16 protein-coding genes are annotated in these 16,112 nt (G+C 60.6%); 6 read left to right on the top strand and 10 right to left on the bottom strand.

Annotation, left to right across the window (positions count from 1 at the left end; translation table 11 throughout):
• Positions 1 to 7 precede the first annotated feature (7 nt).
• Positions 8 to 877, top strand: coding sequence for a TauD/TfdA dioxygenase family protein (locus BBF94_RS16555; RefSeq protein ID WP_065260062.1), 870 nt, complete (start codon positions 8 to 10; stop codon positions 875 to 877).
• Between the two features lie 34 nt (positions 878 to 911).
• Here the strand turns inward: BBF94_RS16555 and BBF94_RS16550 are convergent, their stop codons facing one another.
• The 10 genes from BBF94_RS16550 to BBF94_RS16505 form a co-directional block, all read right to left on the bottom strand.
• Positions 912 to 1,601 carry a hypothetical protein gene (locus BBF94_RS16550; RefSeq protein WP_065260061.1) on the bottom strand — a complete coding sequence of 230 codons (690 nt, stop codon included), beginning with the start codon at positions 1,599 to 1,601 and terminating at the stop codon, positions 912 to 914.
• Positions 1,570 to 2,556, bottom strand: a complete 987-nt coding sequence (locus BBF94_RS16545) for a GSCFA domain-containing protein (protein ID WP_225875068.1) — start codon at positions 2,554 to 2,556, stop codon at positions 1,570 to 1,572. The genes BBF94_RS16550 and BBF94_RS16545 overlap by 32 nt, the downstream gene beginning before the upstream one ends.
• Before the next feature lie 87 nt (positions 2,557 to 2,643).
• Complete coding sequence (locus BBF94_RS16540; RefSeq protein WP_065260059.1) at positions 2,644 to 3,159, bottom strand: GNAT family N-acetyltransferase; 516 nt, start codon at positions 3,157 to 3,159, stop codon at positions 2,644 to 2,646.
• A gap of 157 nt (positions 3,160 to 3,316) precedes the next feature.
• On the bottom strand, positions 3,317 to 4,366 hold the full coding sequence (locus tag BBF94_RS16535) for an NAD(P)-dependent alcohol dehydrogenase (RefSeq protein ID WP_065260058.1): 1,050 nt from the start codon (positions 4,364 to 4,366) through the stop codon (positions 3,317 to 3,319).
• Between the two features lie 120 nt (positions 4,367 to 4,486).
• A complete protein-coding gene (locus BBF94_RS16530) occupies positions 4,487 to 5,836 on the bottom strand; it encodes an ATP-binding protein (RefSeq protein WP_065260057.1) in 1,350 nt (449 codons plus the stop codon).
• Entirely contained in the window at positions 5,812 to 6,477 is a 666-nt protein-coding gene (locus BBF94_RS16525) for a response regulator (protein ID WP_065260056.1), read from the bottom strand. Before BBF94_RS16525 ends, BBF94_RS16530 begins: the two co-directional genes overlap by 25 nt.
• An 87-nt stretch (positions 6,478 to 6,564) precedes the next feature.
• Positions 6,565 to 7,002 (bottom strand): hypothetical protein, encoded by a 438-nt coding sequence (locus tag BBF94_RS16520; RefSeq protein WP_065260055.1) that lies wholly within the window; start codon positions 7,000 to 7,002, stop codon positions 6,565 to 6,567.
• A 28-nt stretch (positions 7,003 to 7,030) separates the two neighbouring features.
• The gene (locus tag BBF94_RS16515) at positions 7,031 to 7,795 is read right to left on the bottom strand and encodes a COG4705 family protein (RefSeq protein ID WP_065260054.1); all 765 of its coding nucleotides are present in this window, start codon (positions 7,793 to 7,795) and stop codon (positions 7,031 to 7,033) included.
• Between the two features lie 90 nt (positions 7,796 to 7,885).
• Complete coding sequence (locus tag BBF94_RS16510; RefSeq protein ID WP_065260053.1) at positions 7,886 to 8,740, bottom strand: AraC family transcriptional regulator; 855 nt, start codon at positions 8,738 to 8,740, stop codon at positions 7,886 to 7,888.
• A 136-nt stretch (positions 8,741 to 8,876) separates the two neighbouring features.
• Positions 8,877 to 10,844 carry an alkyl/aryl-sulfatase gene (locus BBF94_RS16505; protein WP_065260052.1) on the bottom strand — a complete coding sequence of 656 codons (1,968 nt, stop codon included), beginning with the start codon at positions 10,842 to 10,844 and terminating at the stop codon, positions 8,877 to 8,879.
• 104 nt (positions 10,845 to 10,948) lie between these two features.
• On the opposite strand from BBF94_RS16505, the gene BBF94_RS16500 reads away from it, so the two are divergent.
• From BBF94_RS16500 to BBF94_RS16480, 5 genes are all read left to right on the top strand, one after another.
• Complete coding sequence (locus BBF94_RS16500; RefSeq protein WP_065260051.1) at positions 10,949 to 11,860, top strand: LysR family transcriptional regulator; 912 nt, start codon at positions 10,949 to 10,951, stop codon at positions 11,858 to 11,860.
• Positions 11,861 to 11,964: 104 nt separating this feature from the next.
• The gene (locus BBF94_RS16495) at positions 11,965 to 14,163 is read left to right on the top strand and encodes an OsmC domain/YcaO domain-containing protein (RefSeq protein ID WP_065260050.1); all 2,199 of its coding nucleotides are present in this window, start codon (positions 11,965 to 11,967) and stop codon (positions 14,161 to 14,163) included.
• A 79-nt stretch (positions 14,164 to 14,242) separates the two neighbouring features.
• Positions 14,243 to 14,698, top strand: coding sequence for a VOC family protein (locus tag BBF94_RS16490; protein WP_065260049.1), 456 nt, complete (start codon positions 14,243 to 14,245; stop codon positions 14,696 to 14,698).
• Positions 14,699 to 14,784: 86 nt separating this feature from the next.
• The gene (msrA, locus tag BBF94_RS16485; RefSeq protein WP_065260048.1) at positions 14,785 to 15,291 is read left to right on the top strand and encodes a peptide-methionine (S)-S-oxide reductase MsrA; all 507 of its coding nucleotides are present in this window, start codon (positions 14,785 to 14,787) and stop codon (positions 15,289 to 15,291) included.
• Between the two features lie 211 nt (positions 15,292 to 15,502).
• Positions 15,503 to 15,850, top strand: coding sequence for a cupin domain-containing protein (locus tag BBF94_RS16480; protein ID WP_065260105.1), 348 nt, complete (start codon positions 15,503 to 15,505; stop codon positions 15,848 to 15,850).
• Positions 15,851 to 16,112: the final 262 nt, after the last annotated feature.

Here is a 16,112-nt window from a genome sequence, read left to right as displayed (position 1 = left end):
AGGGAACATGGATCAGTTGGCACTCAAGGCAATCGAGCGCATCGCTGCAGAAAAGCGCGCACCGTATCAGCGCATTACGGTCGACCGGATCACACCGATCATCGGTGCCGAAATCGGTGGCGTTGACCTTTCGCAACCGCTGGATGACGAACGGCTCGCGGAGATCCGCCGGGCCTTTCTGGAAAACCATGTGCTGGTGTTCCGCGATCAGCATCTGACGGTTGAGGAACACAAGGCGTTTGGCCGGTTGTTCGGCGAGCTGCGGGCGTTGCCGTTGGAGGATATCGACGGCGATGATCCGGAGCTGGTGGTGATCCGCGCCAATGCGCAATCGCGCTACGTCGCCGGGGAAACCTGGCATACCGACGGCACGGCGGACCTGGCGCCGTCCATGGGGTCGATGCTGTACGTCAAGGAGACCCCGGCCATCGGTACCGGCGGCGACACGCTGTTCGCCAACATGCACCTGGCGATCGAAATGCTCTCGCCGGCGATGCAGCAGTTCCTCGGCGAACTGACTGCGATTCACGACGGTGCGATTCCGTGGAAGGGTTATGAGGCGCCGGCCAATCTGCCCAGGACTGAACACCCGGTGGTGGTGCGTCACCCGGAAACCGGGCGCAAATCCCTGTTCGTCAATTCCGGGTTCACGTCGCACATCGTGCAGTTGTCCGGGGGCGAAAGTCAGGTGCTGTTGAACATGCTGTTCGACCTGGTGGCACGGGAGCCGGTACTCAGTTGCCGCGTTCGCTGGGCGCCGAACACGTTGGTGTTCTGGGATAACCGCTGCACCCAGCACCATGCGGTGTGGGATTACTTCCCGCACTCACGTTATGGCGAGCGGGTGACGATTCTCGGAACGCAGCCCAAGGCCTGAAAACATCAGAGGGAGCAATTTGCTCCCTCTTTTTCTAGACGCCGCGACGGATCAGTTGCTCGACGATCAAGTCACCGAACGCGAGATTGCCGTGCAGCGGGTCATCCACTTCGCAGAACGCTTCACGCTGAAAACCCTGCTCATCGTTCGCCGCCTCGCGCACATCGATCAGCTCGACGCCAAGCCCTTGCAGGCGTTCGATCAACAGCGATTGCGCAGCCATGAACACACGCGGGTCGGACAGTTCGGGCACCCGTTGCGGCGGCAGCACGGCGAAGACCTTGAGCTTCAGCGCCAAGGCCTGTTCATGGAAGGCCAGGGCGGGGCGGGACAAGGTGTCGATGACAGTTTCGAACAACGGCCCGGCGAGAAACCCTTCATCGAACTCACCCTGCGCATTCTGGTAACAGGTCCAGTTCGCGGCGGTGGCCAGATAGTGCAGGCTCAGACCGATGGTGCTCACCAGCGGCACGCCGACCTTCGCCAGTTGCGGCGCTTGGAGCGTGTCGAGGGCCTGGCGATACAGCCGATCCATCTCGGCATCGCGAAACACCACGTCATGCCGGGTCAGGCTGAAGAAATCGATCGCAAAATCCCGACCGGTTCCCAAAGGTCCGCCACCGAAAGACAGTTCACGGGCCCGCGCTGCCTTGCCGATGACACCGGCATGGGAGTCACCCAGCAGCAGAAACCTAGGCGTAGTAATCGAGTACGGCGTCTTCACAGACAAGATCCTCGCTGGACACACTGGTGGAGGTGCTCGGCGCCTGCACCGACTGGACGGCTTCAAGTCCGGCAAAAAATTGCTGCATCACGAACGCCACGCCGTCTGGCGTGACCTCCCGCTGGTTGGGTTGGTAAAACGCGCCTTTGAACGGGGTGCCGGTAATGATTTCGTAGGACGGGAAATAGTCGACGTCGGGCAGTTCTTCACACAATTGCCCGGCAACGGCGCGCAGCACCGATTTGGAATAGGTCGTGGCGCTCAGTACATGCTCCCCGGTGGCGGTTGCCGTCAGGGGCACCGGCGAAACGGTGAACAGCAGGCGCAGTTGCGGGTTGATCGAGCGCATCAATTCCACTGCCCGGACCATGTCGCCATAGGTGTCCATGAAACCGAAATTGCAGAATCGGTGGAGCAGCGGATCGAAAGTGCCACGCACGGTGCCGGGACACACGGGATATACCAGACCGGTCTGCCGATGTTGCCAGGCTTCGGTCAGACCCAGGGTGAAGACAAAAACCCTGGCCCGGCGCAGCCCTTCGCGGATGGCGTCAAGGGTGATTTCCCGCGATTCGGACAGTGCCTGTTCGCTGGCGAATCCGTCGGGCTCCACGGCGGGGCGGAACGGGTCGAAAAAACGCCCGTCATGAGCCCAGGTTTCATCGGGCGGTGCGCTGACGCCCAGTGCCCATTCAAGCCATTGGCAGAGCATCGCCGGGGTGTACAGATTGCCGGTGCGGAAGGAAAACACCCCATAGTTGCGGGCCTTCCAGTCAGCCTCGGGCAGTGCGTCCGGGGCGGGCTCCGCGTCCAGCCAGTTCATGCCGCGCTCCACCAGTGCGCGACCGATGTGCTGGGCGAAACAGGAACCGGCGGTGACGATGGCGTCCTTGTTGCCGATCTCGAACTGCGGCGTCCACAGCTCACCGATGTCCGGCGCGGACCTGTCGGCCACGGCGGTACGCCAGAAGGCGCGGGGGGGGAAGACATTGATAGGGGTTCATGACGAAAGGCCTCCCTGGCGAGTCGTTGAGCGCAAGGTTCAGCGTATTTGATAGTGATAGATCAGATCGTCGTACCACCGATCACCGATCCGGTAGGCCTGCGGCTCACGACGTGCGAACACAAAGCCGCACTTCTCCAATACCTTGCAGGAGGCGATATTGCCGTCGGTCACGGTCGATTCCAGCGAGTTCAGCCCGATGGCGGCGGCGTAGTCGATGATCGCCTTGCGCGACTCGGTGCCGAACCCCTTGCCCTGATGTTCAGGCAACAGCAGGCATCCGACTTCGGCATGACCTGGCGACATAATGCGAAAACCGGTCACGCCCAGTTCGTGACCGCTGGCTCGGTCGGTGACCACCAGGCACAGCCAGTGCTCCGACTGCGGATTCCAGGCCGGGAGCCGATGCTCAAACCCCTTGCGTACCTGTTCCTCGGCAATTTCGCCGAAGACGTACTGCATGGTTTGTGGTTCGCTGTGCAGTCGAAGGAACAACGGCCAGTCGGATTCGGCCATCGTGCGCAGGTCAAGCCGTTCCGTGGATAGCTCGAGCATCCACCGCTCCTTGCAAGGATGGAAAGGGAGAGGGTTTTTTACTGGGTGTGGAAGGAAAGATCAATGAGCGGAAGGGCAGAGAGTGAATGTTGCAGCCGTTGTCGGCGGTGTGGAGAAAAGCGTTCGCGTGCGCAACGCCTTTCTCCGCATGTGCCGGTCAGCCCGCCAGTGTCGCGTTATCGATCACAAATCGATATTTCACGTCGCCCTTGAGCATGCGCTCGTAGGACGCGTTGATCTGATCCGCGCGAATCAATTCGATGTCGGACACGATGCCGTGTTCGGCGCAGAAATCCAGCATCTCCTGGGTCTCGGGAATGCCGCCGATCATGGAGCCGGCGATGGTGCGACGCTTCATGATCAGGTTGAATACGTTCGGTGACGGGTGCGGCGAGGCGGGGGCGCCGACCAGCGTCAGGGCGCCGTCACGCTTGAGCAGCACCAGGAACGCATCGAGATCGTGCGGGGCGGCGACGGTGTTGAGAATGAAGTCGAAGCTCCTGGTGTGCGCGGCCATCTCTTCGGGATTGCGCGAGACCACGACCTCATCGGCCCCCAGGTCTTTCGCCGCTTCGCGCTTGGACTCCGACGTGGTGAACGCCACTACGTGCGCGCCCATCGCATGAGCCAGTTTGATGCCCATGTGGCCCAGACCACCGATGCCCACTACACCGATCTTCTTGCCCGGCCCGGCGTTCCAGTGACGCAGCGGCGAGTACGTGGTGATGCCGGCACACAACAGCGGTGCGACGGCGGCCAGTTGTGCTTCTGGGTGGCGGATGCGCAGCACGTAACGTTCATGCACCACGATGTTTTGCGAGTAGCCACCGAGGGTCCAGCCGGGGGCGTCCGGGGTCGGGAAGTTATAGGTGCCGATCATGCCGTCGCAGTAGTTTTCCAGACCGGTTTCGCAGTCCTCGCAGTGTTTGCAGCTGTCGACGATGCAACCGACACCCACCAGATCGCCGACCTTGTAAGCGGAAACGTGAGCGCCGACCGCCGAAACGCGGCCGACGATTTCGTGTCCCGGTACGCAAGGGAATTGCGTGCCGGCCCACTCCGATCGCACCTGGTGCAAGTCGGAATGGCAGATGCCGCAGAAGGCGATGTCGATCTGGACGTCGTGGGCCGCAGGGGCGCGGCGATTGATCTGGATGGGCTCAAGGGGGTTGTCGCCCGCGTGGGCACCGTAGGCTTGTACAAGCATGGGAGCGTACTCGATGGATCTGTCGGAGAGTCATCTTCCCGCTCTGCGTTTGTCGTCTGATAGTGCATTTCTGTGGATTACTTGCCTGATTCTGTTCGCAATGGAGCTGACCACTTTGGCTCAAACGCTGACGAGCAAAATCCGGACACACAGTCCGCTCTGTCTGACCTCGTCAGAAAATCCCAACCGAATGCTGGCTCCCGAACGGTCGGCAATCGCTCTGACGATGGACAGGCCCAGACCCGACCCCGATTCATCAGTGCCCAGACTGCGATAGAACGGGTCGAATACACGCGCCTGTTCATCCAGCGGAATTCCGGGCCCGGTATCGCTGACTTGCAGGATCACCGCCGTTTGCTCGCGGGTGACTGAAAGGTCGATACGCCCGCCGGGCGGGGTATAGCGAATCGCGTTGTCCACCAGGTTGCGGATCAGGATCAGCAGGTCGGTTTCGTTGATGCAGACTTGTACGTCTTCGCCGCTTTCGACACCGATATCGATGTCCTTGCGTTCAGCCAATGGCAACAGGTCTTCCAGAACCTGTCGGTAGATGCGCAGGACTGAAACGGTTGTCGGTGCTGCCTGCGTATTCGACTGCGCGGCAGCCAGCGTCAGCAGTTGATCGATCAGATTCCTGCTGCGCTCGATACCCCGGCGCAACGGCAACAAGCGCTCGCGGGCCGATGAGGGCATATCGGTGGCGGCCAGCCGTTCGGCCTGCAGGGACAGGGCGGTCATCGGCGAGCGCAGTTCATGGGCCGCGTCGGCGACGAAACGCCGCTGGTTGTCTACGGACTGGGCGACGCGACCGAGCAAGCGGTTGATGGCCACAACAAACGGTCGGATCTCGCTGGGCAGATGGCTTTCATCGACCGGGTGCAGGTTCTGTGGGTCCCGATGATCGATGTCGGCCGAAAGCGTGGCGATGGGGCGGAACATCTTGCGTACCAGGTCGCCCACCACCAGCAACAGCACCGGAAACAGGATCAGAAACGGCAACAGACTGCGCCAGGCACTTTCGCGGGCCTCCTTGTCGCGCACGCCGGTTTCCTGGGCGACGACGATGCGTTCGCCACGGGCGGTGGTTCTGACCAGCACCCGGAAGTCTTCGCCGGTCACTTTCAAGGTCGACAGTCCATCGGACAGATTCGTGGGGAAGGGCAGTGGCAGCGAGGCGTCGTTGTTGCCGAGCGCTTTGGTGCCGTCGGCGAGGTATTGCACGATGACTCGGGATTCTTCGTTGTCGTCGCCCGCAGCCTCAGCGGTGGGGTAGTGCAGGGTCATTTGCTGGCGGTCGTAAAGTGCTGCGACCTGGCGCAAAGTCTCGTCCTGCATTTCGTGGGCCTCGTCCAGCGCGGAAACAAACACAAATGCAGCGGCCAGCAGCGCAACGACCAGAATGGCCAGCGACAGGGTGACCGACAGCCGCAGTTGCACCGAATCCCTCAGGCGCCTTTTGAAACCATCCATCCCATTCCCCTGACGTTCTTGATGACGTGACTGCCGAGTTTGCGTCGCAGGGCGTGAATCAGAAACTCCACCGCGTTGCTTTCCACTTCATTGCCCCAGCCATAGAGCCGGTCTTCCAGTTCACTGCGCGAGAGGATCGCCCCGGGCCGGATCAGCAGGGCTTGCAACAGGGCGAATTCGCGGCTGGACAACTGCACGTCCGGTTTGTCCGCGGTCGAGGCTTGTTTGGAAAGCAGATCGAGGGACACCACGCCGTTGTCGAGCAAGGACAATGCCGTCCCGCCCTTGCGTCGCAGCACTGCGCGCATCCGCGCCAGGAGTTCGGCCATGTCGAAGGGCTTGAGCAGGTAATCGTCAGCACCGCCGTCGAGGCCGCGCAGGCGATCTTCGAGGCCGTCACGGGCGGTGATGATCAGCAGCGGCACCGGGTTGTTGCGAGTGCGAATGCTGTCGAGCACGTCCAGCCCGTCCTTGCCGGGCAAGCCGAGGTCCAGCAGCACCAGGTCGTAGTGCTGAGTGTCGAGCGTGGCCAGTGCGGTGAGGCCGTTTTTCACCCAGTCGGTGGCGTAGCTGGCGTCGTTCAGCGCGCCCTGGATGGCATCGCCGATCATCGGATCGTCTTCCACCAGTAATATCCGCATCACCCGCTCCCCAGAAAAATAGCGCGACGGGCAGGGCCGTCGCGCTTGTATTGAAGCATCTGTGCAAGGGTTTGTCCGGGGCCCGGATCAGGCGTTGCCCTTCAGCGAGTCAAAGGCTTTGAGCAACTCGTCCATCCGCGCCTTGCAGTCTTTCTGCTGCGGGGCGCTGGCGCGCAAGGTGTCGAGCGAGCGGTCGATGGCCTTGTCCAGCATGTGCCAGTCGCCGGCGGCACGGGGTTTGATTCCGGCTTCGGCGGAGTCCCAGGCGGTTTCCAGATCCTTGATCCGGGCCTTGGCGTCCGACAGATCGTTTTTATCGACCAGGGCAGCTACGTCGGCCGCGATGTTGCGGAACTCGGACAGATCACCCAGTTTGGAGGCGGCCTGGCCTTGCGTGCTGACGGCTCCTGCAGCGGCGTTTGCAGCCGGTTTGTCCGCCGGCTTCGAGCAGCCGGCAGCAATGCTCAGCAGGCAGATGGACGAGACAATGGCGACGTGACGAATGATGGTTTGAATCTGGCGCATGATGATTCCTTGATGAAAGTCTGAAGGTTTATTGAGTGATGGCTTTGCGATTGCCGACGTTGATCTGCGCGACGGCCACCAGCAGGACAATGACGCACAGGAAGATCGCGCTGGTCCAGGTCGCGCCCATGCCGAGTCCGCCGTAGGTCTTGGCCTGGGTCAGCAGGTCACCGAGAGAGGCACCGAAGGGGCGGGTCAGGATGTAGGCGATCCAGAAGGTCAGCACGGTGTTGGCACCCAGACGCCAGGCGATCAGGGTGGCCGCGATCAAAGCGCCGAAGATCACTGCGCCGACGGTGAAGCCCAGGCCCAGTGCTTCAGTGGCCAGGTCGCCGGCGGCGGTGCCGAGGGCAAAGGTGCAGAGCACCGTGGCCCAATAGAACAGCTCCCGGCGAGGGGTGACGATTTCGCGAATCGACAGGCTGCGTTCGGTCCGGAACCAGATCAGAAAATTCACCACCAGCAACACGGAGAATACCACCGTGCTGGTGTAGAGGCTGACCTCCAGCATGTCGGTCAGGATGTCGGTGATTTGCGTGCCGACGATGCTCACCAGCACCACCGTCAGCCAGTAGATCCAGGGGGTGTAGGCCTTGGTGCGCATCTGGCGGAACAGCGCAATGGCCAGCAGCGCAGCCATGCCCAGGCTGGTGGGGCCGGCGCCGAATCCGGCGTCGACGGCCAGAAAGTCGGCACCGGTTTCACCCACGGTCGTGGACAGGATCTTGATCACCCAGAAGGACAACGTCACTTCGGGCACTTTGTTGAGCCAGTCGGCTATGGCGGGTTTCATGGGTGGATGGCCTCTCCTGAGCAGCGCTGAATGTGCGCAGGAGAGAAGGTATCCAGTGAAACTTAGCTGAGCCTGAGGGGCACGCGATGGTTAGCGCAGCGGCACGTAAATATCCGTTTGCCACTGCTCCTGCGGGATCTCGGGACTGATGCTCAAGTACTCGAAAAACAGCGGGTGATCGCGCAGTTCTTCGCCGCTGGCGGGCAGCCAGTCGCGGTAGACCGGGTAGATGCTTTCGCCGATGTGATCGGTGGGGCCCACATGACGCACCACGGCGCAACGCCCCGCAGGAATACCGAGCTCACCTACGTTGAACTCATTCGGTGCCACGGCTTCGCGAATTTCGCCGCAGATCGCAAAATGAAAGTCTTCCGGCGGCGTCGTATCGGGGTTGCCGTAAGGGATTGCGAATGTGCGACTTGAGGCCACCGGTGACTGCCCGCTCTGCTGGCGCCACTGGATGAAGCGTTGCACGCTTTGATTGACAAGGCCCGGAGGCCCACGGTGATCGAGTGCCGCGACCCGGACTCCGGGGAAATCGACGATTCGTACCTGCATGGCGATGCTCCTTGAAAAGTGAGGAATGGCGAAGACCGTGTGCCAGACGCTCCAGTCCGGAGCCTTGCGAAATGCCCCCGGCGAGATGCCGAAGTCGCGCTTGAATGCCCTGGAAAATGCTTCGGGGCTTTCAAAGCCGGCATCGAACGCCGCGTCCATCACCGAATGGCCGGGCAGGGTGGTCAGACGGTGCGCGGCCCGGCGCAGGCGCATCAATTGCACATAGCGCGAGACGGGCACGCCGACGTATCCCGTGAACTGCCGGTGAAAGTGGAACTCGGAGAAGTTTGCCACCTGGCTCAGCGCTTTCACCGACAGGTCGCCCTCAAGATTGGCGTCGATGTAGGCGAGTACGACGGTGAAACGCTTCTCGTAGGCAGATTGCATGGGTGTGTCGGGCACGCAGTGGAGCTCCTGGAGTAACGGTCGGCCCTAGAATCGTCGAAAGCGGCGTACCGATACCTAGCCGGACTTGCTCAGGGTTGACCTCTTCAGGCATTACAGCCGAACGCCCCTTCACGAATCAATCGCGCGCCTGAGCGACGATTGCAAAGTTGCCCGGTGCTTTCTCCAGCAATCCAAGGAACCGCACCAGATCCACCGTGCTGCCATCGACCTTCAGGTCTTTGGAGGTGAGGGCATCCTTGAACCCCGCCGTACCGCCCAGCAATTGCACGAAAAGATCCTTGGTGACGCTCAGCGTGGCGTTGGCATTGGTGGCCGGCGCACCCCGGCGATAGTGCAGCACGGCGTTCTCGATCCACAGCACGAACGATTCCTGCGTGTCGGTCAGTTGCAGATTGAAGGTCCAGTTCTTGCCGTCCGCCGCCGGCCCGTCGAGGCTGGCGGCCATGGCTTCGAGGAAGCGTTCGGTGGGTGTCTGCTTCATCAGCTCGATCAGGTCCGAGCGGCGCACGCCTTTGTCCGGCGGGCCGTTGCGCAACTCCTGGGCGGCGGTCAGGTAGCTGTTGCGCCAAGTGGCTGACTCCGACTGATAGCCCAGCTGTTCGTAGGTCCTGGCCAGCAGTTCCTTGGCGGCCTTGTCGTCGGGCTGGTCGAGGACGGCTTGATCCAGCAGCTCGGCCACCCAGCGGTATTCACCTTTGTCATAGGCCACGCGTGCGGCTTCGAGCACTTTGGCGTTGCCGCCCATCAACTCGACGTAGCGTCTGGCGGACTCCCTGGGGGGCAGCGGATTCAGATGCGCCGGGTTGCCATCGTAGGCGCCGAGGTACATCTGGTAGATCGCCTTGACGTTGTGTCGCACGTCGCCGTAATAGCCGCGGGTGCCGAAGTACGAGGCCAGTGAATCGGGCAACTGGATCTTCTCGGCGATCTCGCCGGGCGTGTAGCCGGCGTTCATCAGGCGCACGGTCTGGTCGTGCATGTATTTGTAGACGTCGCGGTGCTTGGTGATGAATTCGCGGATGCGCTCGTTGCCCCAGACCGGCCAGTTGTGCTGGCCGAAATAGACTTCGGTGTCGCCCAGTTCATCGAGGGCGATCTGCGCGTAGTCGGACCAGCGCAATGCGTCACGAACCTTGGCGCCACGGATCGGCAACAGATTGTGCATGGTCTGCGCCAGCAGTTCTGCGCCGCCATAAGCCTTGCGCTCAGGGATCGTGAAGGTCAGTTCGGCCGGGGCCTCCGCGCCTGGAATGTTGTGGAATACAAAGGTCACGCCGTCGAGCACCAGTTCCTGCGCCGGCTGATCGATGATCTGCGTCGGCGCCAGAATGCCGATGCTGCCGTAGGCGACGTTTTTGCCCAGCCCGGTATCCACCATGCCGGTGGCGCCCGGCCTCAGATTCTTGCCGAACTGATACATCGAACGGCGCGACATGGCAGGTCCCGCCAGCACGTTTTCGCTGGTGGCTTCCTCCATGAACCCGACAGGGGCCACCACGGGAATCTTGCGCTCGGCGACTTCCGCGACCGAGGTAATGCCCAGTACGCCGCCGAAGTGGTCGGCATGGTCATGGGTAAAGATGATGGCAGTCACGGGTTTGTCGCCCAGTTGCGCGCGGGCAAAGGCCAGGGCAGCGGCGGCGGTTTCTTTCGAGGTCAGCGGGTCGACGACGATCCATCCGTTCTTCCCCTCGATCAGTGTCATGTTGGCGATGTCAAAACCGCGCAACTGATAAATGCCATCAGTGACCTTGAACAGCCCGATCTGCGCGTTGAGCATCGCGTGGCGCCACAGGCTCGGATTGACGGTGGCGGGGGCCTTGCCTTCGACGAATCTGAACGCATCGAAATCGATCAGCACAGAGCCGTCGGAACCGAGGATCTGGCCGGTCGGGCGGGCGATCAGACCGCGCCGGGCGTCTTCCATGTCACGAGCGTCGTTGAGGTTCAGGCCTTTGATCGAGGCTTCTATCACCGCCGCAGTCGCAGGCGTCGCTTGGCTATTGGCAACGCTGGACGGTTTGTCACAACCGGCGAGGGAAACCAGCGTCAGAGCGATCAGTGTGTGAAAGGTCGGTCTCATTCTTGTTGTTCTCCGAGGATCGATTCTTCAGAGAGTAGGGAGGCAGGAGCGATGTATCCAATGCATTGTTTACATCCGGGCAATGCGTGGCTAGCATCGGCGACATGGACCTTAAACGACTGACACACCTGCTGGCCCTTGCCGATGAACGCCATTTCGGCCGCGCCGCCGAACGCGTGCACCTGAGCCAGCCGGCACTGAGCCGCAGCATCCAGGCACTTGAAAGCGAAACCGGCCAACGCCTGTTCGACCGGGACAGCGGCGACGTGCGCCCGACGCCGGCAGGGGAGTTTCTGATCGAGCGGGCCCGACGGCTGTTGTTCGATGCCCGTTCTCTGGAACGGGACCTGGCGCTGTACGGCGATGGCCGGCTCGGCAACCTTGCATTCGGCGTCGGGCCGTTTCCGGCGGCGATGTTGATGCATCAGGTGGTGCCCAGGTTGCGTCGGGAGCACCCGGCCGTCACGCTGCGGGTAGAGGTCAACAACTGGCAGATTCTTGAAGCCCGGTTGCGGGACGAAGCGATTGAATTCTTCGTCGCGGACATTCGCAATTTCTCCGCCGAATCCGATCTGCAAATTCAGTCGCTGGGTCAGGCTTCGGCGGGCTTTTTCGTCAGGCCGAAACATCCATTGGCCGGACGCCTGGTGACGATGAGAGATCTGGAAGTCTACGGCATCGCAACGACGCGCCTGCCGACCGTGGTGAAGGACGAAACGGCACGTACCCTCGGTATCTCCGCTCGCCAGGCATTGCCTCTGGCGCTGGAGTGTGACGACGTGGCTTTGCTCAGGACGGTGGCCTGTTCGACGGATACGATCCTCGGCGTGATTCACGGCGCCGTGGCTGAAGACCTGCGCATTGGCAAACTGATCGAACTGCAGGTCGTGGATCGACCTGGATTGCATTCCGAAATCGGTGTCGTCAGCCTGCCCAACCGAAGCCGGTCGCCGACGGCTCGCTGCGTGATCGACGCCATCGTCGCCGAAATGGCACAGCGCAACGACTCGACTTGAGCGGCGCTCCGGTCGGCGGCCAAAACGCCAAAGCACAAGACTTCCCGCTGAAAAACCGGATAATGGCGGCCATTCTGTTCAGCTCGCTATTCTGGTAGTCCCCCATGGAAATCAAGGTCAACTTTCTCGACAACCTTCGACTTGAAGCCAAGTTCGATGACTTCACGGTGGTGGCCGACCAACCGATCCGCTACAAGGGCGATGGTTCGGCGCCGGGTCCGTTCGACTACTTCCTGGCCTCGTCGGCGCTGTGTGCGGCTTACTTCGTGAAGCTGTATTGCGAAACCCGCAACATCCCGACCGATAACATCCGCCTGTCGCAGAACAACATCGTTGACCCGGAGAATCGCTACAACCAGATCTTCAAGATTCAGGTCGAGCTGCCGGCAGACATCTCCGACAAGGACCGCCAGGGCATCCTGCGTTCCATCGACCGTTGCACGGTAAAGAAAGTCGTCCAGGCCGGTCCCGAGTTCGTGATCGAAGAAGTGGAAAACCTCGACGCCGACGCACAGGCACTGTTGATGCCGGGCGCCAATTCTGGCACGAGCACCTGCATTCCGGGCAAGGATCTGCCACTGGAGCAGACCATCGCCAACATGTCGGGCATCCTCGCCGACCTCGGCATGAAGATTGAAATCGCCTCGTGGCGCAACATTGTGCCGAACGTCTGGTCGCTGCACATTCGCGATGCGCACTCGCCGATGTGCTTCACCAACGGCAAGGGCTCGACCAAGGAAAGCGCATTGGCTTCGGCGCTGGGCGAGTTCATCGAGCGCCTGAACTGCAACTTCTTCTACAACGATCAGTTCTGGGGGCTGGATCTGGCCGATGCGCCGTTCGTGCACTACCCGGACGAGCGCTGGTTCAAACCGGGCCGCAATGATGAGCTGCCAACCGAAATCCTCGACCCGTACTGCCTGAAGATTTACAACCGCGACGGCGAGTTGCGCGGCTCGCATCTGATCGACACCAACTCGGGCAATGAAGAACGCGGCATCGTTTCGCTGCCATTCGTGCGTCAGTCGGACGGCGAAGTGGTGTACTTCCCGTCGAACCTCATCGAGAACCTGTATCTGAGCAACGGCATGAGCGCCGGCAATACCCTGGCCGAAGCCCAGGTGCAGTGCCTGTCGGAAATCTTCGAACGTGCGGTGAAACGCGAAATCATCGAAGGCGAATTCGCGTTGCCGGACGTGCCGCAGGAAGTATTGGCCAAGTACCCGGCGATCATGGCCGGCATTCAAGGCCTGGAAGCCCAGGGCTTCCCGGTGCTGGTGAAGGATGCGTCGTTGGGCGGCGAATTCCCGGTCATGTGCGTCACGCTGATGAACCCGCGCACCGGCGGTGTGTTCGCCTCGTTCGGCGCACACCCGAGCTTCGAAGTGGCGCTGGAGCGCAGCCTGACCGAACTGCTGCAGGGCCGCAGCTTCGAAGGCCTTAACGATCTGCCGCAGCCGACCTTCGAAGGTCACGCGGTCACCGAACCGAACAACTTCGTCGAGCACTTCATCGACTCCAGCGGCGTGGTGTCGTGGCGCTTCTTCAGCGCTCAGGCGGAATACGAATTTGTGGAGTGGGACTTTACCGCTCAGGGAGAAAACTCCAATGCCGAGGAGGCCGAAACCCTGTTCGGCATCCTCAAGGGCATGGGCAAGGAAGTGTACATGGCGGTGTACGAGCACATCGGCGCCACCGCTTGCCGCATCCTGGTGCCGGACTACTCGGAAATCTACCCGGTGGACGACCTGATCTGGGACAACACCAACAAGGCGCTGTTCTTCCGTGAAGACATTCTCAACCTGCATCGCTTGAATGAAGAAGAACTCCAGTCGCTGGTCGAGCGCCTGGTGGAAAGCGAACTGGACGACTACACCGACATCACCACACTGATCGGCATCGAGTTCGACGACAACACCGTGTGGGGGCAACTGACGATTCTGGAACTGAAACTGCTGATCTGGCTCGCCCTGGGACAGATCGAGGAGGCTAAAGAGGCGGTGGAGATGTTCCTGCAGTACAACGACAACACCGTCGAGCGGGGGCTGTTCTATCAGGCCGTCAACGGGGTGCTGGAGATGCAACTGGACGAAGATCTGGAACTGGCCGACTACGAAGCCAACTTCCGCCGCATGTTCGGTAACGAGCGGATGGATGCGGCGATCGGCTCGGTGGACGGCAGCGTACGCTTCTACGGTTTGACGCCGACCAGCATGAAGCTCGAAGGCCTCGACCGCCACCTGCGACTGATCGACAGCTACAAGAAACTGCACGCGGCCCGGGTCGGCGTGAAGACTTCGTAGCGCTGAAAACGGCAATAAAAAAGCACCTTCGGGTGCTTTTTTGTTTTTAAGATGGGCGTCTGCCGCAAGGAGCATTGCAATGGATCTTAAGTTCAGTCACGTCGATGTACTGGTCAACGACCTTGAAGAGGCTTGCGCTTACTATGCGCAGGTTCTACAGGCCAGAATTTCCCGAATCCTGATCTGGGAGCGAGGCGGCCTGCACGTTCGCTACGCGATTGCGCTGATCGGTCAGGAGCGCTTCATGCTGGTCCAGCCGTTGGCGGGGAATCTCAAACAACTGCTGGATTCGTCGGGGGAGGGGATGATCTACCGTCATTGCTACTCGACACCGGACATCGAAAAAGCCTACGACGAACTGGTACTCGCCGGCGTGCAGCCCGAAGATGAAAACGGCCAGCCACTGGAACGCACCAACCTGCAATCACCGTCCGGGACACGCATCATCTGGCTGCCCAAGCGCTTCGGGCATTTCTCCATCGAGATTCTGGAGGCACAAGCGCTGGAGGCGTTCATCGAGGCCGCGTTTGCATGAGGTCAATCTGTAAGCCAGCCTTGGAATTGGCCAGTGCGCCCTTATAACAGTGACCACCTCCAATATCCCGAAGGGAAGGACAAATCATGACCAGTCAAACCGAAACTGCCATCCTCGCCGGCGGCTGCTTCTGGGGCATGCAGGACCTGCTGCGACGCTATCCCGGGGTGCTGAAAACCCGTGTCGGTTACAGCGGAGGCGATGTACCGAATGCCACCTACCGCAATCATGGCAACCACGCTGAAGCCATCGAGATCATTTTCGACCCGGCGGTAATCAGCTATCGGCAGGTCCTTGAGTTCTTCTTCCAGATTCATGACCCGACCACGCCCAACCGTCAGGGCAATGACCTGGGCCCCAGTTACCGTTCGGCTATCTATTATCTGAACGAGCAGCAGCGTGACATTGCCGAAGACACTGCCGGCGACGTTGACGCCTCGCGTCTGTGGCCGGGGCGGGTGGTCACCGAAATTGAACCGGCGGGACCGTTCTGGGAAGCCGAGCCCGAGCATCAGGACTATCTTGAGCGGATTCCGAATGGCTACACCTGCCACTTCATTCGTCCCAACTGGAAGCTGCCGAAGCGCGCTTGAGGTCGGGCAGAGTCTATATGGAAATCGGGGCCGTTCCATTTTTTGAGAATGGAACGGCCCCGTTTTTTATCTGCCCTCTGTGACGTGCTCATATCCGAAGCCGAGGGATCAGCAACTGCTTGAATAACCGCCCTCTCGTCGACTGATGGCAGCTTGTGCCGTTTCGGGTGTTTACTGCTAGTCAGGTCCCGCATGGCAGGTGAGCAACATGATCAACCAAGAGCAGATGGCTCCAGAGACGAAAGGTGTTGCAGTGGAAATGCTTGCAACGATTGACCTTGGGCCGGAAATCGAGGGAATGGCGGGGCGTCTGCTCCGTATGCGGATGGTGACCATCGAGCCAGGAGGCGTTTTCGGGCCTGTCCACAATCACAAAGACAGGCCGGGTGTCGTCTATATATTGCAGGGAACGATCACGGATCATCGAGATGGCGTCGCTACGGACTACGGACCGGGAGTGGGTTGGCCGGAGGACCGGAACACCACACATTGGCTCGAGAACCGCGGAACGGTGGCAGCAAGGGAAATTTCGATCGATATCGTCAGGCAATCTCAGTAGCTGGAGTGCTTGCGTCCAAACGGCGGACTCACGCTCGTCCAAAGAGCCGAATTAGGCAGATCAGTGCTTGGGAAACGAATTTTCAGGAAAGGGGTTGACCACCTGTTTCAATCCTGTATTATTCGCCTCCCGCTAGCGAGCATCTTGATGTTGCAGCTAGCGCAAGTGGTTGATTTGATTGAAGAAATTTTAAAAACTTCTGAAAATAATCACTTGACAGTAAATGAGGCTGCTGTAGAATGCGCGCCTCGGTTGAGACGAA

This window comes from Pseudomonas bananamidigenes (genome assembly GCF_001679645.1).
GTDB classification, from domain to species: Bacteria; Pseudomonadota; Gammaproteobacteria; order Pseudomonadales; family Pseudomonadaceae; genus Aquipseudomonas; species Aquipseudomonas bananamidigenes.
Note: the sequence above shows the minus strand (reverse complement) of the source record. Positions and strands in the feature narration are given on the sequence as shown.